Annotated in this window: 17 protein-coding genes; 9 read left to right on the forward strand and 8 right to left on the reverse strand. The window is 56.0% G+C overall.

Annotation, left to right across the window (positions count from 1 at the left end; genetic code table 11):
• Positions 1 to 41 precede the first annotated feature (41 nt).
• Complete coding sequence (locus tag QEP11_RS00220) at positions 42 to 1,148, forward strand: NADH:flavin oxidoreductase/NADH oxidase (protein WP_284334540.1); 1,107 nt, start codon at positions 42 to 44, stop codon at positions 1,146 to 1,148.
• A gap of 108 nt (positions 1,149 to 1,256) precedes the next feature.
• On the opposite strand, the gene QEP11_RS00225 is transcribed toward QEP11_RS00220, so the two are convergent.
• The 4 genes from QEP11_RS00225 to QEP11_RS00240 form a co-directional block, all read right to left on the reverse strand.
• Positions 1,257 to 2,423 (reverse strand): CaiB/BaiF CoA transferase family protein, encoded by a 1,167-nt coding sequence (locus tag QEP11_RS00225; protein WP_284334541.1) that lies wholly within the window; start codon positions 2,421 to 2,423, stop codon positions 1,257 to 1,259.
• Positions 2,424 to 2,445: 22 nt separating this feature from the next.
• A complete protein-coding gene (locus QEP11_RS00230) occupies positions 2,446 to 3,441 on the reverse strand; it encodes a Bug family tripartite tricarboxylate transporter substrate binding protein (RefSeq protein WP_284334542.1) in 996 nt (331 codons plus the stop codon).
• 127 nt (positions 3,442 to 3,568) lie between these two features.
• On the reverse strand, positions 3,569 to 4,549 hold the full coding sequence (locus QEP11_RS00235) for a tripartite tricarboxylate transporter substrate binding protein (protein ID WP_284334543.1): 981 nt from the start codon (positions 4,547 to 4,549) through the stop codon (positions 3,569 to 3,571).
• Positions 4,550 to 4,693: 144 nt separating this feature from the next.
• A complete protein-coding gene (locus QEP11_RS00240; RefSeq protein WP_284335178.1) occupies positions 4,694 to 6,391 on the reverse strand; it encodes an acyl-CoA dehydrogenase family protein in 1,698 nt (565 codons plus the stop codon).
• Positions 6,392 to 6,538: 147 nt separating this feature from the next.
• Between QEP11_RS00240 and QEP11_RS00245 the strand changes: the two genes are divergently transcribed.
• Positions 6,539 to 7,453 (forward strand): LysR family transcriptional regulator, encoded by a 915-nt coding sequence (locus tag QEP11_RS00245; protein WP_284334545.1) that lies wholly within the window; start codon positions 6,539 to 6,541, stop codon positions 7,451 to 7,453.
• A gap of 62 nt (positions 7,454 to 7,515) precedes the next feature.
• Here the strand turns inward: QEP11_RS00245 and acnB are convergent, their stop codons facing one another.
• From acnB to QEP11_RS00265, 4 genes are all read right to left on the reverse strand, one after another.
• A complete protein-coding gene (gene acnB, locus QEP11_RS00250; RefSeq protein WP_284334546.1) occupies positions 7,516 to 10,107 on the reverse strand; it encodes a bifunctional aconitate hydratase 2/2-methylisocitrate dehydratase in 2,592 nt (863 codons plus the stop codon).
• A gap of 64 nt (positions 10,108 to 10,171) precedes the next feature.
• Positions 10,172 to 10,744 carry a hypothetical protein gene (locus tag QEP11_RS00255; protein ID WP_284334547.1) on the reverse strand — a complete coding sequence of 191 codons (573 nt, stop codon included), beginning with the start codon at positions 10,742 to 10,744 and terminating at the stop codon, positions 10,172 to 10,174.
• A gap of 49 nt (positions 10,745 to 10,793) precedes the next feature.
• Positions 10,794 to 11,792: an HpcH/HpaI aldolase/citrate lyase family protein gene (locus QEP11_RS00260; protein WP_284334548.1), complete on the reverse strand. Its 999-nt coding sequence runs from the start codon at positions 11,790 to 11,792 to the stop codon at positions 10,794 to 10,796.
• Between the two features lie 196 nt (positions 11,793 to 11,988).
• Positions 11,989 to 12,975 carry a malate dehydrogenase gene (locus QEP11_RS00265; protein WP_284334550.1) on the reverse strand — a complete coding sequence of 329 codons (987 nt, stop codon included), beginning with the start codon at positions 12,973 to 12,975 and terminating at the stop codon, positions 11,989 to 11,991.
• A 224-nt stretch (positions 12,976 to 13,199) separates the two neighbouring features.
• Between QEP11_RS00265 and QEP11_RS00270 the strand changes: the two genes are divergently transcribed.
• The 7 genes from QEP11_RS00270 to QEP11_RS00300 all read left to right on the forward strand — a co-directional run bounded on the left by QEP11_RS00270 (position 13,200) and on the right by QEP11_RS00300 (position 19,180).
• Complete coding sequence (locus QEP11_RS00270; RefSeq protein WP_284334551.1) at positions 13,200 to 13,994, forward strand: GntR family transcriptional regulator; 795 nt, start codon at positions 13,200 to 13,202, stop codon at positions 13,992 to 13,994.
• Between the two features lie 134 nt (positions 13,995 to 14,128).
• Positions 14,129 to 14,563, forward strand: coding sequence for a succinate dehydrogenase, cytochrome b556 subunit (sdhC, locus tag QEP11_RS00275; protein WP_284334553.1), 435 nt, complete (start codon positions 14,129 to 14,131; stop codon positions 14,561 to 14,563).
• Positions 14,564 to 14,581: 18 nt separating this feature from the next.
• Positions 14,582 to 14,947: a succinate dehydrogenase, hydrophobic membrane anchor protein gene (gene sdhD, locus QEP11_RS00280; RefSeq protein ID WP_284334554.1), complete on the forward strand. Its 366-nt coding sequence runs from the start codon at positions 14,582 to 14,584 to the stop codon at positions 14,945 to 14,947.
• Between the two features lie 36 nt (positions 14,948 to 14,983).
• Positions 14,984 to 16,789 carry a succinate dehydrogenase flavoprotein subunit gene (gene sdhA, locus QEP11_RS00285; RefSeq protein WP_284334555.1) on the forward strand — a complete coding sequence of 602 codons (1,806 nt, stop codon included), beginning with the start codon at positions 14,984 to 14,986 and terminating at the stop codon, positions 16,787 to 16,789.
• Between the two features lie 30 nt (positions 16,790 to 16,819).
• A complete protein-coding gene (locus tag QEP11_RS00290) occupies positions 16,820 to 17,524 on the forward strand; it encodes a succinate dehydrogenase iron-sulfur subunit (RefSeq protein ID WP_284334556.1) in 705 nt (234 codons plus the stop codon).
• Positions 17,525 to 17,527: 3 nt separating this feature from the next.
• On the forward strand, positions 17,528 to 17,803 hold the full coding sequence (locus QEP11_RS00295) for an FAD assembly factor SdhE (RefSeq protein ID WP_284334557.1): 276 nt from the start codon (positions 17,528 to 17,530) through the stop codon (positions 17,801 to 17,803).
• 66 nt (positions 17,804 to 17,869) lie between these two features.
• On the forward strand, positions 17,870 to 19,180 hold the full coding sequence (locus QEP11_RS00300; protein WP_284334558.1) for a citrate synthase: 1,311 nt from the start codon (positions 17,870 to 17,872) through the stop codon (positions 19,178 to 19,180).
• Positions 19,181 to 19,445: the final 265 nt, after the last annotated feature.

Raw genomic sequence — 19,445 nt, forward strand, 5'->3', positions numbered from 1 at the left:
ACTGGATCTTTGATCTGCAATCCACTGAGAGCTTTCGCGCAATGTCTGCTTTGTTTTCCCCCCTCCATCTGGGCAAATTGGAACTGGCCAACCGCATCGTCATTCCGCCTATGTGCATGTATTCAGCCGAAGAAGGTTGCGCCAGCAACTGGCACATCATGCACTATGGCAATCTGGCGCAATCCGGTGCGGGCTTGCTGATTCTGGAAGCCACCGCCGTAGAGGCACGCGGTCGCATCAGCGCTTACGACCTGGGTTTGTGGAACGATACACAAGCCCAGGCGCTTCAAGCTGTGCTGGCACCTATCCGTCGATACAGCTCCATGCCCATTTGCATTCAACTGGCCCATGCCGGACGCAAAGCCAGCAGCTTGCGACCCTGGGAGGGCGGCGGCGCAATGGCGGCAACGCATCCGCAGGCATGGCCTACCATCAGCGCCAGTGCCCAGGCTTTTTTGCCGACTGACCCCACGCCGACCAGCGCCACGCTGGAGGACATCAGCCATATCAAGCAAGCCTTTGTCGATGCCGCTGTGCGTAGCCAGCAACTCGGGCTGGATGCCATTGAGCTGCACGCGGCACACGGCTACTTGCTGCACCAGTTTCTCTCCCCCCTGTCCAACCTGCGTACCGACAGCTATGGCGGGAGTCTGGACAACCGCATGCGGCTGACGCTGGAGGTATTTGACGCCATGCGTGCAGCACTGCCTGCTGACTATCCTGTGGGAGTGCGTATCTCCGCCACCGACTGGGTGGATGGCGGCTGGGATGTTGACCAGAGCAAGGTGCTTGCGCAAGCGCTGGCGCAGCGCGGCTGCGCTTTCCTGCATGTCTCGAGCGCAGCCTTGAGCCCCGCCCAACAAATTCCTGTGGGGCCCGGATACCAGGTCCCACTGGCAGCAGCATTACGCGAAAGCTTGCATGAAGCCATGCCTGTGATTGCCGTGGGGCTGATCACAGATGCTCAGCAGGCTGAGGACATCTTGCAAGCTGGCCAAGCCGATGCCATCGGTATCGCCCGTGCCATGCTCTACAACCCACGCTGGCCATGGGAGGCAGCACGTCAGCTGGGTGCACGTGTACATGCGGCACCGCAATACCTGCGCTGCCAGCCCCATGGGGCCAAGGATTTGTTTGACGCGCCATAAACACGGAGCCATAAAAAAGGAGTGCTTGAACTCCTTTCTACACACGATTTCACCTGCAGTTTTGTCGGAACATGCAAGTAGCTGTAGTCGCAGGTGCTACCGTGATTCTTATGTCTGTAAAAATGTATCTCCTGGCGTCAAGGGCGGCACACGATATGTAGCAGGTGTACGGCTGAGCTTGACCGGCGCGCCCAGCCCTCGGTAGCCACAGGGCATTTCCACCACCATTTCCCTGTGCAAGGTATGTGGATGCTGCAAAGCTCCATCTACCGATTGCACAGGTGCTGCCGGGACGCCAATGGCCATCAAATCGGTCGCAAGCTGCTCCCCCTCAAACGAGGCCAAAAACTTTTCCAGCAAGGGCTTGAGTGTGCTGCGGTAAACCGAGCGCTGACCTGCACTGGCAAAGCGCTCATCTTCCGCCAGTTGCGGGCAGCCGATATGCGCGCACAGAAGACGGAACTGCCGGTCATTGCCCACCGCAAAAAACACGGGGATGGAGCCTGTCTGCAGCACATCATACGGATAGATATTGGGATGGGCATTGCCCGTGCGTTGTGGCTGCTTGCCATCCATAAACCAGTTGGGTGCATGGGGGTGCAGCAAGGAAATACCGCTGTCGTAAAGTGACGCATCCACCAACTGCCCCAGCCCGCTGCGTTGTCGCTCTTGCAAGGCCAGTAGCACACCGATAACGGCATTCATCCCCGTCACCATGTCGACCACCGGTAACCCCACGCGCAGCGGATCGCTACCGGCCTCACCATTGATGCTCATGATGCCGCTCATGGCTTGAATGGCTGCGTCATAGCCCGGCCATGCACCCAGTGGCCCATCTGCGCCAAAGCCGCTGACACGACACCAGATCAGCCCTGGGAAACGTGCTTGCACCTGCTCCCAGCCAATCCCCCACTTCTCCAGCGTGCCGATTTTGAAGTTCTCCACGACGACATCGGCCTGCGCCATCAACTCCAGCACCCTGGTTTGCCCTTCAGACTGGCTGAGGTCAAGAAATTGCGTGCGCTTGTTCCGGTTCAGCCCCCTGTAGTAAGAGGCAACCCCCTCCTGGAATGGCGGTCCCCACGTGCGCGTGTCATCGCCCTGTGGTGGCTCCACTTTCAGCACATCCGCGCCATGATCTCCCAGGATTTGACCGCACAACGGACCTCCCAGAATGCGAGAAAGATCCAGAACTTTGAGCCCTTGCAAAGCTCCAGCTGACGCGTCAACCAAGCCGTTGACTTGTGTGTGGGGGGTAGAGAAAGTTTCAGTCATACAAAAATCTCGCTACTCCCTGTTAATCCAGCCGGGCACCCGAGGCATGCACCACGGCTTGCCACTTGGCGACTTCTTCAGGAATGAAGCGCCCCAGGCCTTCGGGCGTCAGGTCAGGAGCTGGTTCCAGCCCTTGGCTAGCAAATGTGCTGCGTACTTTTTCACTGCTCAAAGCTTTGCGGAATGCCTGATTCAGCACGTTGATACGCTCGGTTGGGGTACCAGCAGGAGCCACCACGCCAAAAAACACGCTCACGTCGTAACCAGGCAGGCCCTGTTCTGCAATCGTGGGTACATCAGGCATGGCTTGCGAGCGTTTTGCCGTCGCCACCCCCACCATCTTGAGCTTGCCACTTTGCACATAGGGCATGGCGGTCAGGATGTCGGTAAAACTCATGTCCACCTGGCCTGCCAGCAAATCGTTGAGGGCTGGCCCCGTACCTTTATAGGGCACATGCTGAAATGTTGTTTGAGCCTCTTGGTTAAACAGCACTCCCGCCAAATGCGAAGATGCACCATTGCCTGACGATGCGTAATTCAAGCTACCGGGCCTGGCCTTGTCCAGTGCAATCAACTCTTGCACAGTGTTGGCTTTTACGTTGGGATGTACCACCAGCACATTGGGCAGATAGCCCACGCGAATAATTGGAGCAAAGCTCTTGGCAGGGTCATAGCCAATCTTGCTGTAAATGCTCTTGTTGATGGCCAACGGACCAGAAGTTCCAAACATGATGGTGTAGCCATCAGGCTTGGCGCGCGCCACCGCGTCGGCACCAATGTTGCCACCTGCGCCTGCACGGTTTTCCACAATCACGCTTTGGCCCAGCGCCTGTGTCAAGGCCACTCCCAAGGTGCGTGCCATTGCATCCGTAGGACCACCCGGCGGGAAGGGCACCACAAATGTCACTGGTTTTTCTGGAAAAGGCTCGGCCAGTGCCATCGCTGGTGTGGCGCTGCCCAGTATGGTTACAGCCCAAGCGGCGGCCACAGCCCAGCGTGATGTTTTTTTCAAATTCATTGTCATCTTGTGTCTCCAATATTGCTCACACGCGCCAGACCACTGTCACGGTCTGTGCACACAAGCTTTCTTATTCATGAGCATCAAACTCTTAGCCTGCGGGCGTTTGACGCATTTTTCTCTTCATTTACCTCAGCAGCCCTCTGTCTCGCATCCATGCCACGCGCGTTTTTTCACGTGCGAAGGTTGCCTTGGCATACGACTGGTAGTCAGCAGGGGCTTTGTAGTTCGGTTGCTGATTGAGTTGCTGCAGCACACGCTGCCCGGCTGGTGAAAGCAGTGCTTGGTGAAAAGCGGCATTGATTTGTGCGACCCGTGCTGGGTCCATACCTTTGGGACCGGCGACCCCGTAAGGGGAGTCGATATGGACGTTGATGCCAGCCTCTCGCAACGTTGGAAGGTCAGGGAACTGCGGCACGCGTTCAGCTGTCAGCATGACCAGATAGCGCATCTTTCCCGCTCTAATATGGGGCACTGCCACGCCTGACAACGGGGAAGCATCAATGTGTCCGCCCAAAATCGCGGTCACCACATCGGCATCGCCTTTGTACGGGACCATGTTTGCAGCAATACCCGCAGCATCCATGGCTTCTTCCATGCCAATTCGAGGTGTGCCCGTGGCCCCGCCTGTCGCGCCAATATTGATGGCTCCTGGACGTTTTTTGGCATCCGCCACCAAATCTGCCCACGTTTTCCACGGCGCATCTTCACGCACCGCCAAACCGAAGCTGTAATCAGAGAGCAACGCGATATAGCTAAAGCTGCTGGTGGGGTCAAACGACACCTTGTTGATATAAGGCTCACGATAGACCGATGCAGGCAGCACGCCCAGTGTGTACCCGTCGGGTGCCGCACGAGTCAGTGTTGCTGCAGCTGTCACTCCATTCGCGCCGGGACGGCTGTCCAGCACAACGGGTTGTCCCAGGATTTTTCCGGCCTCCTCAGCTACTACGCGCAGGTGCTGGTCCGTCGGGCCTCCCGGAGCGTAGGGCTGAATCAAGGTAATCGGTTTCTGAGGAAAGTCTGAACTGCTGTTTCGGGCCCAACCGGCCACCCAAGGTGCGGCAGCAAGCGCTGCAGCGCTTTGCAGAAAAACGCGTTTATCCATGGTTTGTCTCCTAGGAAGTAGTCCCTGCCTCTGTATCAAGGCTTGGGGAAGCGGGCCGTGCTGGGAGCACCAGCCACCGCCCAGTGCAGCCACGGATCTCTGCCCCGTGCTGCATATGCTGTACCTGTGTACAGAAGCTAAGCTTTAGGCCCAATCAGCTGGCAGAGCGCTCATGCTTAGCGGATCTCGTGGCAACGCTCGGTGCAATAGCACCAGCTGTGCCCAACGCATACGCTGCTGGCATTGGATTTGAGACGCTTCCCAAGCCATGGCAATGGCCGTAAAACAGTGATAGAGGCCAGAAGCGGCAGCACGCGCTAGGTGCTCTCCATCAGAAGCTGCATCGGTAGCTGCTTGCGCCAGTTCACAAGCACGTTGCATAGCGTGCTCTAGCGCAGTTTTAAATGCTGGGGCTGCTTGTGTTTGCCCCAACAGTTGAGAAGCATGGGCTTGCAGCACCGGCAATGAGCCTTCGCGGCGCACGGCACGCAGCACATCAAGCGCCACAATATTGCTTGTGCCTTCCCAGATGCTCCCCAGATGGGCATCACGTACCAAGCGTGGATCGCTCCACTCCTCGATATAGCCGCAGCCGCCGCGCACTTCCATGGCATCACCAGTGACCATACGCGCATCACGGCAGGCTCGAAACTTAATCATGGGCGTCAAAATACGTAGCAAAGCGTAGCCCCCCTCTTCGCCTGCATCGGAGCGTTGCAATGCTTGAGCGGTCTGCAGCACCATGGTTCGTGCTTGCTCTGCACGAATGCGTAGCTTATCCAGCTGCCGCTGCATCAGTGGCATATCTTGCAGAGCCTTACCAAAAGCTTGCCGCTCTCGAGCAATGAACTCTGCTTCTGCCACAGCACGGCGCATCAGGCCTGCAGCTCGCACTCCATTGGACAGGCGAGAGTTGTTGACCATATCTGCTATCTGCACAAAACCTCGTCCTTGCTCCCCCACAAGATAGGCAACAGCACCATCCATGCGAATCTCTCCGCTTGCCATGGAGCGTGTTCCCAGTTTTTCTTTCAGCCGAACGATGCGATAGTGATTGGCACTGCCATCGTCTAATTTCCGCGGCAACAGAAACAGGGAAATGCCTTTCATGCCAGCAGGCGCGCCTTCGACACGCGCCAGTACCATGGCAAATGCTGCATCCGGGTTGGAGCAAAACCATTTTTCGCCTGTCAGGCTCCAACTGCCATCCACATTCGGGCGTGCCATGGTCTGTGTGTTGGCGATATCCGAACCAGCCGCCTGCTCTGTCATAAACATTGCACCCTGTGCCATGTCCTCAAAATCCGTGGCGGTCAGTTGGCTCCAGTACTTTTCGACCAGCGCCGGGGCGCCATACTTGCGCAATGTACGGGTGAGCGAATCCGTCATGGACAACGGGCAGCACAAACCAAACTCCGCCTGGACAAACAAATATGTCAACGCATATTTGGCCAGAGGTGGCAACTTTCCTTCCCACCCCAAGACTCCTTCACGGTGTGACATGGTGGCCAGCGCAAATTCGCCATAGGCCACACGTTCCAGCTCCACATAAGCGGGGTGCTTGTGAATGCGCTGCGCATCTTGTCCTGTGCGAGTGCGATGGTCTAACGTGGGCGGATTCTTATCTGCTTCCAATGCCAGCTCATCCAGCCTCCCCCCGGCCAAGTGTCCCATACGATGCAAATAAGGCTGCAGATGCGCATGCACTGGAGAAGGCAGGTAGAGCTTTAACAGTGGCTCCAACTGCGAATCCGTGCTGTACAAATTGCTGCCATGGCGATCTGGTACAGGGTGTGCCAGTGAGATTGCTGCTTGCTGTTGGGTTTGCATCGGAAGGCGCATGTTCACGATTGCTCCTCTCAGGCTTGACTGCCTAGTTATGACATGCATCAAATCATGCAAACACAATCAATTTGTGTCGAATATTATTGAGGTATTGATCTATATAAATAAACAATAGACCAGCAATTACTAAAGAGAGAATTCGCTATGGAATTGCGTCAATTGCAGTATTTCGTTGTTCTGGCAGAAGAGTTGCATTTCAGTCGCGCAGCCCAACGACTGCATATTTCTCAACCCCCGTTAAGCGTAGCCATCAAGCAGCTAGAGGGGCAGCTCAATGCCCTGCTATTTGAGCGGAGCAGCAAAGAAGTTCGCTTAACTGCAGCAGGGAAATTTCTTCTGGAACAGGCTCGGGATATCTTGGAACGCAGTCGCCGCGCTGAGCTGGACACCCGGGCAGTGGCACAAGGCATGGCCGGATGCTTGCGCCTCGGTTTTGTAGGCTCCAGCATGTACAGAGGCCTGCCAGAAGCCTTGGCCCAATTGAAGGCGCTACACGGGCAGGTTCGCATTGACCTGCATGAACTCAATAGTGCCGAGCAGGTTGCAGCACTGCAGCAAGGCAAGATTGATTTGGGTTTGATGCATACGTCGGCAACACCATCAGGATTGAAGACATGCACCCTGCTGCGCGAACCCTTCATGGTATGCATGCCTGCCCAGCACCCACTGGCTTCGCAAACCAAGCTCAGCATTTCCAGCCTCGCAAAAGAACGGTTGGTCCTCTTTTCTGGCGTCATCTCGCCAGAATACTTTCGCAGCATCCACAGTCTTTGCCTACGTGCAGGCTTTGACCCTGAGTTGCGACACGAGGTGCGTCATTGGCTTTCTGTACTTACACTCGTCAGCAAGGATCAAGGGGTTTCAATCGTGCCTGCTTGCTTGCAGCGCGTGGGCATGCCTGGCTTGGCATTTCTCCCTATTAGTCCAAGCTCCGATTACTCGGAAATGCAGGCAATGTGGAGGGCTGCCCCCCAGCATCCTCTGGTCATGGCTCTACTTGCATGCCTCAAGGAACAGATTGCACTGTCCGAGCTTTCTTTGCAGATCGCTGCGAAATAGGATGCCCGTCAAAAAACAAAACCCGCCGGGAGGCGGGTTTTGTCATTTTGCAGAACTGCTGCTTAGGCGTTCACACCCTTGGCCACTTCTGCGTACTCTTCGATCTGGTCGAAGTTCATATAGCGGTAAACGGATGCCTTGTCAGCATCGATCACGCCCATTTCCTTGAGGTACTCTTCCTTGGTGGGCAGATAACCCAGGCGCGATGCAATCGCGGACAACTCGGCCGAGCCCAGGAACACATTGGTGTTCTTGCCCAGACGATTCGGGAAGTTGCGGGTCGATGTCGAGATCACGGTCGCGCCCTCACGCACTTGTGCCTGGTTACCCATGCACAGCGAGCAGCCGGGCATTTCGGTACGCGCACCAGCTGTGCCGAATGCTGCGTAATGACCTTCCTTGATCAGCTCATCCTGGTCCATCTTGGTAGGAGGTGCCACCCACAGCTTGACGGGGATGTCACGCTTGCCACCCAGCAGCTTGGCTGCTGCGCGGAAGTGGCCAATATTGGTCATGCATGAACCAATGAACGCTTCATCAATCTTGGTTCCAGCCACATCAGACAGGAACTTGGCATCATCAGGATCGTTAGGGCAGCAAACGATAGGCTCGGTGATCTCGTTCATGTCGATTTCGATCACAGCTGCGTACTCGGCATCCTTGTCGGCTTCCAGCAAATCAGGCTTGGCCAACCAGGCTTCCACCTTCTCAATGCGGCGCTGCAAGGTCTTCGCATCTTGGTAACCGTCAGCGATCATGTTCTTCATCAGAACGATGTTCGAAGTCAGGTATTCCTTGATAGGCTCAGGGTTCAGCTTGATAGTGCAACCTGCTGCAGAACGCTCAGCCGATGCATCAGACAACTCAAATGCCTGCTCCACCTTCAGGTCTGGCAGACCCTCAATCTCCAGAATCTTGCCAGAGAACACATTGACCTTGCCTGCCTTGGCCACAGTCAGCAGACCTTGCTTGATGGCATACAGCGGGATGGCATGCACCAGATCACGCAGGGTCACACCGGGCTGCAGTTCACCCTTGAAGCGCACCAGCACGGACTCGGGCATGTCCAGAGGCATCACGCCAGTCGCAGCGCCAAAAGCCACCAGACCGGAACCTGCAGGGAACGAGATGCCGATAGGGAAGCGGGTGTGCGAGTCACCACCTGTACCCACGGTATCAGGCAACAGCAGACGGTTCAGCCAGCTGTGAATCACACCGTCACCAGGACGCAGGGCCACGCCACCACGGTTGGAAATAAAGGCAGGCAGTTCGCGATGGGTCTTCACGTCCACAGGCTTGGGATAAGCGGCCGTATGGCAGAAAGACTGCATCACCAGATCTGCGGAAAAGCCCAGGCAAGCCAGGTCCTTCAACTCGTCGCGGGTCATTGGACCTGTGGTGTCCTGAGAACCCACTGTCGTCATACGAGGTTCGCAGTAGGTACCGGGACGCACGCCTTGACCTTCTGGCAGGCCGACAGCACGACCCACCATCTTTTGCGCCAAGGTGAAACCGGCCTTGGATTCTGCAGGAGCCTGGGGCAGACGGAAAGCAGTAGAGGCTGGCAGACCCAGGAACTCGCGCGCCTTCGCAGTCAGTGAACGGCCAATGATCAGGTTGATACGGCCACCGGCCTGCACTTCGTCCAGCAGTACGTCACTCTTCAAAGCGAACTCGGCCACGGTCTCACCGTTCTTGACCAGCTTGCCTTCGTAGGGCAGCACGTCGATGACGTCGCCCATTTCCAGCTTGGAAACATCCACTTCGATGGGCAACGAGCCCGAGTCTTCCTGGGTGTTGAAGAAAATAGGGGCAATCTTGCCGCCCAGGGTCACACCACCAAAGCGCTTGTTAGGCACAAAGGGAATGTCTTGACCTGTCGCCCAGATCACCGAGTTGGTAGCTGACTTACGCGAAGAGCCAGTACCGACCACATCACCCACATAAGCGACCACATGGCCCTTTTTCTTCAGATCCTCAATGAACTGGATGGGGCCGCGCTTGCCGTCTTCTTCAGGCTTGAACGCTGCGTCAGGACGAGTGTTCTTGAGCATCGCCAGATAGTGCAGAGGAATGTCCGGACGGCTCCAGGCATCAGGTGCAGGCGACAAGTCGTCAGTATTGGTCTCACCAGGCACCTTGAACACGGTCACGGTGATCTTTTGCTCCACCTTGGGACGCGAGGTGAACCACTCGGCATCCGCCCAGCTTTGCATCACTTCCTTGGCCTTTGCATTGCCAGCCTTGGCCTTGGTTGCCACATCGTTGAAAAAGTCAAACATCAACAATGTCTTCTTCAGCGCTGCAGCGGCCACGTCGGCCACTTCAGCGTCATCGAGCAACTCGATCAGAGGGTGCACGTTGTAGCCGCCGACCATGGTGCCCAGCAACTCTGTGGCCTTGGCCTTGGAGATGAGAGCCACTTGCAAGTCACCGTGTGCCACGGCCGCCAGGAAAGACGCCTTGACCTTGGCCGCATCATCCACGCCTGGTGGCACACGATGGGTCAGCAAGTCCAGCAAAAATGCATCTTCACCAGCAGGAGGGTTCTTGATCAGTTCGATCAATTCAGCCGTTTGCTTGGCGTCGAGTGGCAGGGGCGGGATGCCCAGTGCAGCACGCTCGGCTACATGGTCACGGTAGGCTTTCAACATGGTTCTCTCTCCATTGGTTTTCTAAGAGTGGGGCAGCGTTCTTACGCGCTTTGGCACCCGCTAATCACTTAGCAGGCGCGTCCAGCAGACTCTGGGGTGGGGCTTTCTTGATGGCTTCTGCCACCTGAAGTTGTTCGGGGCTCATGCATTCATCAGCCAGGCGCTTGCCCTGCTTTTGGTTCATGAGCATGGATTTGTTGGCGATCTGCAGCCAGACCGCACCCGCTTTTGCATCTTCAAGACGCACAACACCGGTACTGGTACCTACAGGCGTCATATGGAAATTGAAGCCGTTGCCGCTTACCAGGAAGTGGCCTGCGTTGTTACTGTCCTTGGTGACGTTCACATGCTGGCCCAGTTCGCAAGCGATACGACCTGTGTGCACACGATCCGCAAGTGCCAGCTCATCGGCACTCAATGCACGGGGTGCAATCACGGCAGCCGCCGCGGCTGCACCAGTGGCTGCTACAGCAGCTTTCTTGCGAGTCGTTGTGGTTTTCTTTTTCACAGATGCCGTGGTCTTCTTGGCAGCAGTGGCGGTTTTAGTCGCAGCAGGCTTAGTAGTAGCTGCTTGTGCAGTAGTAACAAAAGCCAATGCAGGTGCAATGAGCAAAACGGAGGCAATCAGTTGTTTCATGCGAACTCCAGCGGGGAAAAAGTTAAATCGTTGAACATGCATGGCACCTTCATGCCACACTCCCATCCAGCCATTGTCGCGCTTGTTGTGGCAACTCCATGGCAGTACGTTGCGCACGCTCCAGCAACTGCCAGTAATAACGGTAACTGGCGCGGTCATGCAACACGCCGTTATAACTAATTGGCCCCCAGTCTGCGTTGACCGCAGCCTGCAAAATGTCAGTGGCCTCCTGTACATCCTTCATGGCAGGTGCAAATGCAGCCAGGATCGGACGAATTTGTGCCGGGTGGATACTCCACATTCGGGTATACCCGAACTCTGTACTCGCATGCGAGGCGGCTGCCTGCAGCGCCTGCGCATCCTTGAACTCTGTCACCACACAATGCGAAGGCACTTTGCCATGAGCGTGGCATGCCGAGGCAATTTCCAGCTTGGCGCGTACCACCAAAGGATGAACAAACTGCCCCTGCACACCCATTGCGCTGCCAGGAATAGCCCCACCATGCGCAGAGACGAAATCCATCAGGCCAAAGGACAAACTCTGCACAGATGGGTGTGCTGCAATATCAAAGCAGCGATGCACAGCAGCAGGAGATTCAATCAAGGCATGCAAGGGTATATGCGAACCCGATGCACGTTCCAGTGTGCGTTGCGCACGCAAGATGTCACCCACTGACTCGACCTTGGGAAGCATGATGTGCGAGAGCTTGTGTCCAGCTTCACCCACAATGGTGGCAATGTCTTCCTCAAACGCAGGGTGCTCCACCGCATGCACACGCGCAGCAACACGGCAGCCATCTTGCGCCACCTTGACCAAGCTTGCTACAAGCTGCGCATGTGCTTTTTCCTGACCAACTGCTGCGCCATCCTCGCAGTCCAGCGTTACGTCAAAAACGCAGGTGCCGAACTCTTGGAGCATCTGCGCTTGCAGCTCCAGGCTTTTGCGCATGCGCACTTCCACGCCGCTGTAATGATCACAAACGGGCAGCACATTGGCAGCTGCTTGAGCGCCCAACAAAATCTCGCGGGGATGGGTAGTGGTACGCATGTATAACCTAAGGGAACAAAGCGCGTTCAGCGCAGTTGTTCTGGATTTCAATCACACCCATCACAACCATCTGAAAAACACCTTTTGCTCAACCAGCAGCTATGCATGTTGTGCAAAAGATCTCTCTCCAAAGCCCCTGCAGCGCCCAGTGAGCACTGCAGGGTCGTGAATCACACGGATTCAGTGCAAGCTTGCTTTACAGCAGGTGCTTGACACCATCTTGCTCGCCTTGCAGCTCAGCCAGTGTCTTGTTGATGCACTCTTGCGAGAAAGCGTCAATTTCCAGGCCTTCCACGATCTTGTACTCACCGTTCTCTGTAGTCACGGGGAAACCGAACACGATGCCAGCGGGAATGCCGTACTCGCCATTCGATGGCACCCCCATCGTCACCCATTCACCGTTGGACCCCAATGCCCAATCACGCATGTGATCGATAGCGGCGTTGGCAGCCGAGGCAGCGGAAGACAGACCACGCGCGTTGATGATGGCAGCACCACGCTTGCCCACCGTGGGCAGGAACACATTGGCGTTCCATTCCTGATCGTTGATAGCGTCCTTGACAGACTTGCCATCAACTGTCGCAAAGCGGTAGTCGGCGTACATGGTGGGCGAATGGTTGCCCCACACGGTCAGGCTCTTGATGTCGCCAACCTTGAAGCCGCCTTTGGCAGCCAGTTGAGAGGCAGCGCGGTTGTGGTCCAGGCGCAGCATGGCGGTGAAGTTCTTTGCTGGCAGATCGGGCGCAGACTTCATGGCAATGTAAGCATTGGTGTTTGCAGGATTACCCACCACCAATACCTTCACATTGCGCGAAGCAACGGCATTCAGTGCCTTGCCTTGCGCAGTGAAGATCTGTGCGTTGGCAGCCAGCAGGTCTGCGCGCTCCATGCCCGGGCCACGGGGACGGGCGCCAACCAGCAGCGCATAGTCAGTGTCCTTGAAGGCTTGCAAAGGATCGCTGTGTGCCTCGATACCTGCCAGCAGAGGGAAAGCGCAGTCTTCCAGCTCCATAATGACGCCCTTCAGCGCATTCTGAGCCTTCTCGTCAGGAATTTCGAGCAGTTGCAGAATAACGGGCTGATCCTTGCCCAGCATTTCGCCGGATGCGATACGGAACAACAGGGCGTAACCAATTTGACCTGCGGCGCCGGTGACGGCAACTCGGACGGGCTTCTTGCTCATGGTGAGAACTCCAGATTTCGGAAATAAACAGTTGTCGGCGCACTGTCGCTCCAGCATCTGTAACCAGTAGCCCGTGCTCCGTAAACAGGCAATAAGTGTACTCTTGATTTTGTCCCTCGGTCAACTTGTCTTATGTCTTATATAAGATATGATCTCGTCTGAGCATCTACAAAACCCATAGGCTCAAATTCGCATCCGGAGGCCTAGAACTTTCGAACACCCTTATGTCCTCATCGCAACCACCCTCTTCCGACAGTGCTATTGGCGCCAATGCGAATAACGCCTCTGCACTCACCCCGGCTTTCAGCCCGCTGTACCAACAAATCAAAGGCTTGATCCTGCAAAGCCTACAGGCTGGTGAATGGCGCCCGGGAGAGTTGATCCCCAGCGAAATGGAACTGGCGGCACGCTTCAAAGTCAGTCAAGGCACCGTACGCAAAGCCATTGACGAGCTGGCCGCAGAGAATTTGGTCATGCGCCGCCAAGGCAAAGGCACATTTGTCGCTACACACTCTGCACAGCAGGTGCAGTACCGTTTTCTAAAGCTTCACCCAGACATTGGCGACCTTGAAGGCGAAGGCCGCGCCCAGCGCACCATCCTGGAATGCAAGCGCGTGCGCGCCCCCGCCGAAATTGCGCGCCTGCTGTCTTTACGCAGCGGTGACACTGTCGTGCAAGTACGACGCGTCTTGGCTTTTAGCGGTATTCCGACTATTTTGGAAGACATTTGGCTGCCTGGACATGCCTTCAAAGGCCTGACTGCCGAGCAGATGGCATCCTATAAGGGGCCCACCTACGCTATGTTTGAAGGAGACTTTGGCGTGCGCATGGTGCGCGCCGATGAGAAGCTGCGCGCTGTGCTACCTGACGAAGCGCAAGCCAAATTGCTGGACGTACCTACCCAGACGCCGTTACTTAGCGTCGAACGTCTTGCTTATACCTACAACGATATTCCTATGGAGTTACGACGCGGTATCTACAGAACTGACACACACCATTACAAGAACGCCTTGAACTAAATTACCCAGTTACACGGCGATAAAAGGCAACAATCGCGCAACCACCGACCAACGGTAGTGCGAGTGCAATAGAATTTTGAATCTTTTGCTCCGCGCGATTACAACGCAGTTACATCCACGAAAGCACCCCCGCCATGACAGAGCTTGAAAAAAAGAAGCGGCCCGAGTTCCGCAACATCAATGTTTTAGAAGGTTTGCCACACCGCCTCCCAGTTGGAGGCTATGTGTCCATTCTTCACCGTATCAGCGGGATGCTGATGTTTGTCCTGCTGCCATTCGTTATCTGGATGCTGGACACCTCTTTGTCTTCCGAGTTCTCCTTCGCGAAGTTCAAGGCCGTGTTTAACGAAGGCTGTGGTTTCGTGCCCGGGTGGTTCATCACCCTGGTGGCTCTGGCCATTATCTGGGCATATCTGCACCACCTGATGGCGGGTTTACGCCACCTTTTCATGGACGTGAACCACAACTTGGTAAGCAAGTCCTACGCAAAGTCTTCCGCCATCACCGTTCTGGTGCTGAGCATTGGTCTGACCGTTGTGCTGGGCGCCAAGCTGTTCGGCCTGTACTAAGTTGAGAGGGAATAAATCATGTCTGTGAATTACGGTTCTAAGCGCACCGTTGTCGGCGGCCATTACGGTCTGCGCGACTGGTTGGTACAGCGTGTGACTGCTGTTTTGATGGTGATCTTCACTGTCGTTGTGTTGGCTCAGCTGATCTTCTCGCAAGGCGAGATTGGCTATGAGCTGTGGGCAGGCATCTTTGCAGCCCAATGGATGAAGTTCCTTACCTTTGCCGTGATTGTTGCAATGATCTGGCACGTCTGGGTAGGCGCACGTAATGTCTGGATGGACTACGCCAAGTCGGTCGCTTTGCGTCTGACCTTGCACGTTTTGTCCCTGATTTGGTTGATCGGCTGCGCAGGCTGGGCTTTCCAGGTTCTGTGGCGTCTGTGATTGGCGCAAGACCGCTTCCACGATTGAAAGTAAAGAATGAGCTACTCCAAAGCAAATATCACCAAGCGCAAGTTTGACGTTGTCATCGTTGGCGCTGGCGGCTCCGGTCTGCGCGCCGCTCTGGAATTGTCCCGCGCTGGTTTGAGCGTGGCCTCCCTGTCCAAGGTTTTCCCTACACGCTCGCACACTGTGGCAGCGCAAGGTGGCGTTTCTGCCTCTTTGGGCAATATGTCGGACGACAACTGGCACTACCACTTCTACGACACCATCAAGGGCTCTGACTGGCTGGGTGACCAGGATGCCATCGAGTTCATGTGCCGCGAAGCTCCCAACGTCGTGATCGAGTTGGAACACTTTGGCATGCCTTTTGACCGCAACCCTGATGGCACCATCTATCAGCGTCCTTTCGGCGGTCACACAGCCAACTACGGTGAAAAGCCTGTGCAACGCGCTTGCGCAGCCGCCGACCGTACCGGCCACGCCATGCTGCACACGCTGTACCAGCAAAACGTGGCGTCCAAGACCAACTTCTTCGTGGAGTGGATGGCGCTGGACCTGATTCGCAACACCCAAGGCGATGTTGTCGGTGTAACCGCTCTGGAACTGGAAACTGGCGACCTGTACGAACTGCACGCCAAGGCAGTGCTGCTGGCCACTGGCGGCGCTGGCCGTATCTTCCAGGCTTCGACCAATGCCTTCATCAACACCGGCGACGGTCTGGGCATGGCTGCACGTGCAGGCATTCCATTGCAAGACATGGAGTTCTGGCAGTTCCACCCCACCGGCGTGGCCGGCGCGGGCGTGCTGCTCACCGAAGGCTGCCGCGGTGAAGGCGCTATTTTGCTCAACAGCGAAGGTGAACGCTTCATGGAGCGCTACGCACCTACGCTGAAAGACCTGGCCCCCCGTGACTTCGTTTCACGCTCGATGGACCAGGAAATCAAGGAAGGTCGCGGCTGCGGTCCCAACAAGGACTACATCCTGATGAAGCTGGACCACCTGGGTGCTGAAACTATCCGCAAACGTCTGCCTTCCGTGGAAGAAATTGGTCACAACTTCGCCAACGTCGACATCACCAAGGAACCGATTCCTGTGGTGCCAACCATCCACTACCAGATGGGCGGTATCCCAACCAACATCAACGGTCAAGTGGTGACTTACGACGGCACACAGAACCGTGTTGTAAACGGTTTGTATGCTGTGGGCGAATGCTCTTGCGTATCGGTCCACGGTGCCAACCGCCTGGGTACCAACTCGCTGCTGGACCTGCTGGTATTCGGCAAGTCAGCAGGCAAGCACATCGTGGAGTTCGTCAAGGGCTTTGGCGACCACCATGAAGTGCCTGCTGATGGCGCTGACCGCACACTGGCACGCTTGAATCAGCTGGATGAGTCCAAGGACGGCATCTATGCCCAAGACATTGCAGGCGAAATCCGTACTTCGATGCAAACACACGCAGGCGTGTTCCGCACCCAAAAGAGCATGGACGAAGGTGTGCTCAAGGTCAACGCCATCCGCGACAAGGTCGGCGCTGTCACCTTGAAGGACAAGTCCAAGGTCTGGAACACTGCCCGCATGGAAGCGCTGGAAGTGGACAACCTGATCGAAGTGGCTCAGGCCACCATGACTTCCGCAGCTGCACGCAAGGAATGCCGTGGCGCACACACTGTGTACGACTACGAGCACCCTGCCGATCACCCAGACTTCCCGCTGGGCCGCAACGACAAGGAATGGCTGAAGCACACCCTGTGGGATAGCGCCACCAACAGCCTGTCGTACAAGCCTGTGAACCTCAAGCCCCTGACAGTGGACAGCGTGCCACCCAAGGTCCGCACGTTCTAATCCAGCAGTAGCCCACGAGAGAATTTCAAAATGAAGCGTACTTTTAAGATTTACCGCTACGACCCCGATGTGGATGCCAAGCCTTACATGCAAACGGTTGAAGTCGAACTCGACGGCCACGAGCGCATGCTGCTGGACGCATTGGTGAAGCTCAAGGCCCAGGATCCTTCGATCTCTTTCCGTCGCTCCTGCCGCGAAGGTGTGTGTGGCTCCGATGCCATGAACATCAACGGCAAGAACGGTCTGGCCTGTTTGACCAATATGAACACCTTGAAGGGCGACATCATCCTGAAGCCTCTGCCAGGTCTGCCAGTGATTCGCGACTTGATCGTGGACATGACACAGTTCTTCAAGCAGTACCACTCCATCAAGCCTTACCTGCAAAGCGACATCTACGCCACTACCAACAAAGAGCGCCTGCAGTCTCCTGAAGAGCGTGAAGAGCTCAATGGCCTGTACGAGTGCATCTTGTGCGCCAGTTGCTCGACCAGCTGCCCATCGTTCTGGTGGAACCCCGACAAGTTCGTGGGTCCCGCAGGTCTGCTGCAGGCCTATCGCTTCATCGCGGACAGCCGCGACACCGCCACCGGTGAGCGTCTGGACAACCTGCAAGACCCCTATCGTCTATTCCGTTGCCACACCATCATGAACTGCGTGGACGTGTGCCCCAAGCACCTCAACCCCACCAAGGCAATTGGCAAGATCAAGGAACTGATGGTGCGTCGCGCCGTCTAACCCATGAACGAGATGGACGCAATCCTCGAAGAACGGGAACGCGACTTGCTGCGGTGGCGAAGCCGCCGCGGCTTGGTCGAAAACGATCTCTACATCGAGAAGTTTTTCGCCAGCTATGGCAACCAATTGACGCGGAGACACGCAATTGGTTTGTCTGCCCTGATGGACTTGGCAGACAACGATCTGATGGACCTTTTCCTGCGCCGCAAGGAGCCGGAAGGCGAATTGGACACTCCAGAAGTTAGAGAAGTGCTGCAAATGGTGCGCAAGCCTGTTTGATTGCACGCATTCAAAAAAAAGGCCTACCAGACAGGCTGGCAGGCCGATCAGAGAAGGAAGTTGGAAATGAAACTCGCTGACAACAAAGCAACCCTTTCATTCAGCAACGGCGCCCCTAGCGTTGAGTTGCCGGTTTACCAAGGCAATATCGGCCCAGATGTCATCGACATTCGCAAGCTGTATGGCCAGTCGGGCATGTTCACGTATGACCCAGGCTTCCTCTCTACGGCATCTTGCCAGTCTGCCATCACCTACATTGACGGTGACAAGGGTGAGTTGCTGTACCGCGGCTACCCCATCGAACAACTGGCCAAGAGCTGCAACTTCCTGGAAACTTGCTATCTGCTGCTGTACGGTGAACTGCCCAACGAAGCACAAAAGGCTGATTTCGAAAACCGCGTGACCCAGCACACCATGGTCAACGAGCAAATGCAGTTCTTCCTGCGTGGTTTCCGCCGTGATGCTCACCCTATGGCCGTGCTGACTGGCCTGGTGGGCGGCATGTCGGCCTTCTACCATGACAGCACTGACATCAACAACCCCGAGCACCGCGAAATCGCTGCGATCCGTCTGATCGCGAAGATGCCTACTCTGGTGTCCATGGCCTACAAGTACGGCATCGGCCAGCCTTACATGTATCCCAAGAACGATCTGTCGTATGCAGGTAACTTCATGCGCATGATGTTCGGCAATCCTTGCGAAGAGTACAAGGTCAATCCTGTGGTCGAAAAGGCTCTGGATCGCATCTTCATCCTCCACGCAGACCACGAGCAAAACGCTTCGACTTCGACCGTACGTCTGTGCGGCTCTTCGGGCACCAACCCCTTCGCAGCGATTTCCGCTGGTGTGGCCTGCCTGTGGGGCCCTGCCCACGGTGGCGCCAACGAAGCCTGCCTGAACATGCTGGAAGAAATCCAAGCCAACGGCGGCATCGCCAAGGTAGGCGAGTTCATGGAGAAAGCCAAAGACAAGACCAGCGGCGTCAAGCTGATGGGTTTTGGCCACCGCGTCTACAAGAACTACGATCCACGCGCCAAGCTCATGCAAGAAACTTGCAATGAAATCCTGGCAGAGCTGGGTCTGGAAAACGATCCATTGTTTGCTCTGGCCAAGCAAGTGGAAAAGATTGCACTGGAAGACGACTATTTCGTTCAGCGCAAGCTCTACCCCAATGTGGACTTCTACTCCGGCATCGTTCAACGCGCCATTGGCATCCCAGTAAACCTGTTCACCGGCATCTTCGCCCTGGCCCGTACCGTAGGCTGGATCGCTCAGCTGAACGAACAAATGGCTGACCCCGAATACAAGATCGGTCGTCCACGCCAGCTGTTCACCGGTTCCGTGGCTCGTGACGTCAAGCCCATCAACCAGCGTTGATCGAATAAGCCGCTTTACAGCAGCTTATCGCTAGTTCGAAAAAAGCCTGCAAGCTGCAAAGCTCGCAGGCTTTTTTAGTCCCCGGCCCACAGCCAAAGGGCAGCGAAATATGCTGCCATTGAATGGGCGCGGCACCCACAACAATCATTTCAGCCACGATCCACGCACTCCCCTTCCACAATCGAAACGCTATCTCCTATTTACTTATTCATAGACTTTTCAAAAAATCTCCACAAACCTTAAGCTGCTCCGCTCGGAAAGCTGC

The organism is Comamonas halotolerans (assembly GCF_030162935.1).
GTDB classification, from domain to species: domain Bacteria; phylum Pseudomonadota; class Gammaproteobacteria; order Burkholderiales; family Burkholderiaceae_C; genus Comamonas; species Comamonas halotolerans.

What these genes read in the sequence shown, in the direction of transcription:
- QEP11_RS00300 (WP_284334558.1), top strand. Translation starts at nt 17,870, where the DNA reads ATGAAACTCGCTGACAACAAAGCAACCCTTTCATTCAGCAACGGCGCC.
- sdhC (WP_284334553.1), top strand. Translation starts at nt 14,129, where the DNA reads ATGACAGAGCTTGAAAAAAAGAAGCGGCCCGAGTTCCGCAACATCAAT.
- QEP11_RS00260 (WP_284334548.1), bottom strand. Translation starts at nt 11,792, where the DNA reads ATGCGTACCACTACCCATCCCCGCGAGATTTTGTTGGGCGCTCAAGCA.
- sdhD (WP_284334554.1), top strand. Translation starts at nt 14,582, where the DNA reads ATGTCTGTGAATTACGGTTCTAAGCGCACCGTTGTCGGCGGCCATTAC.
- QEP11_RS00225 (WP_284334541.1), bottom strand. Translation starts at nt 2,423, where the DNA reads ATGACTGAAACTTTCTCTACCCCCCACACACAAGTCAACGGCTTGGTT.
- QEP11_RS00230 (WP_284334542.1), bottom strand. Translation starts at nt 3,441, where the DNA reads ATGAATTTGAAAAAAACATCACGCTGGGCTGTGGCCGCCGCTTGGGCT.
- QEP11_RS00235 (WP_284334543.1), bottom strand. Translation starts at nt 4,549, where the DNA reads ATGGATAAACGCGTTTTTCTGCAAAGCGCTGCAGCGCTTGCTGCCGCA.
- QEP11_RS00220 (WP_284334540.1), top strand. Translation starts at nt 42, where the DNA reads ATGTCTGCTTTGTTTTCCCCCCTCCATCTGGGCAAATTGGAACTGGCC.
- sdhA (WP_284334555.1), top strand. Translation starts at nt 14,984, where the DNA reads ATGAGCTACTCCAAAGCAAATATCACCAAGCGCAAGTTTGACGTTGTC.
- QEP11_RS00265 (WP_284334550.1), bottom strand. Translation starts at nt 12,975, where the DNA reads ATGAGCAAGAAGCCCGTCCGAGTTGCCGTCACCGGCGCCGCAGGTCAA.
- QEP11_RS00290 (WP_284334556.1), top strand. Translation starts at nt 16,820, where the DNA reads ATGAAGCGTACTTTTAAGATTTACCGCTACGACCCCGATGTGGATGCC.
- QEP11_RS00295 (WP_284334557.1), top strand. Translation starts at nt 17,528, where the DNA reads ATGAACGAGATGGACGCAATCCTCGAAGAACGGGAACGCGACTTGCTG.
- QEP11_RS00255 (WP_284334547.1), bottom strand. Translation starts at nt 10,744, where the DNA reads ATGAAACAACTGATTGCCTCCGTTTTGCTCATTGCACCTGCATTGGCT.
- QEP11_RS00270 (WP_284334551.1), top strand. Translation starts at nt 13,200, where the DNA reads ATGTCCTCATCGCAACCACCCTCTTCCGACAGTGCTATTGGCGCCAAT.
- QEP11_RS00245 (WP_284334545.1), top strand. Translation starts at nt 6,539, where the DNA reads ATGGAATTGCGTCAATTGCAGTATTTCGTTGTTCTGGCAGAAGAGTTG.
- acnB (WP_284334546.1), bottom strand. Translation starts at nt 10,107, where the DNA reads ATGTTGAAAGCCTACCGTGACCATGTAGCCGAGCGTGCTGCACTGGGC.
- QEP11_RS00240 (WP_284335178.1), bottom strand. Translation starts at nt 6,391, where the DNA reads ATGCGCCTTCCGATGCAAACCCAACAGCAAGCAGCAATCTCACTGGCA.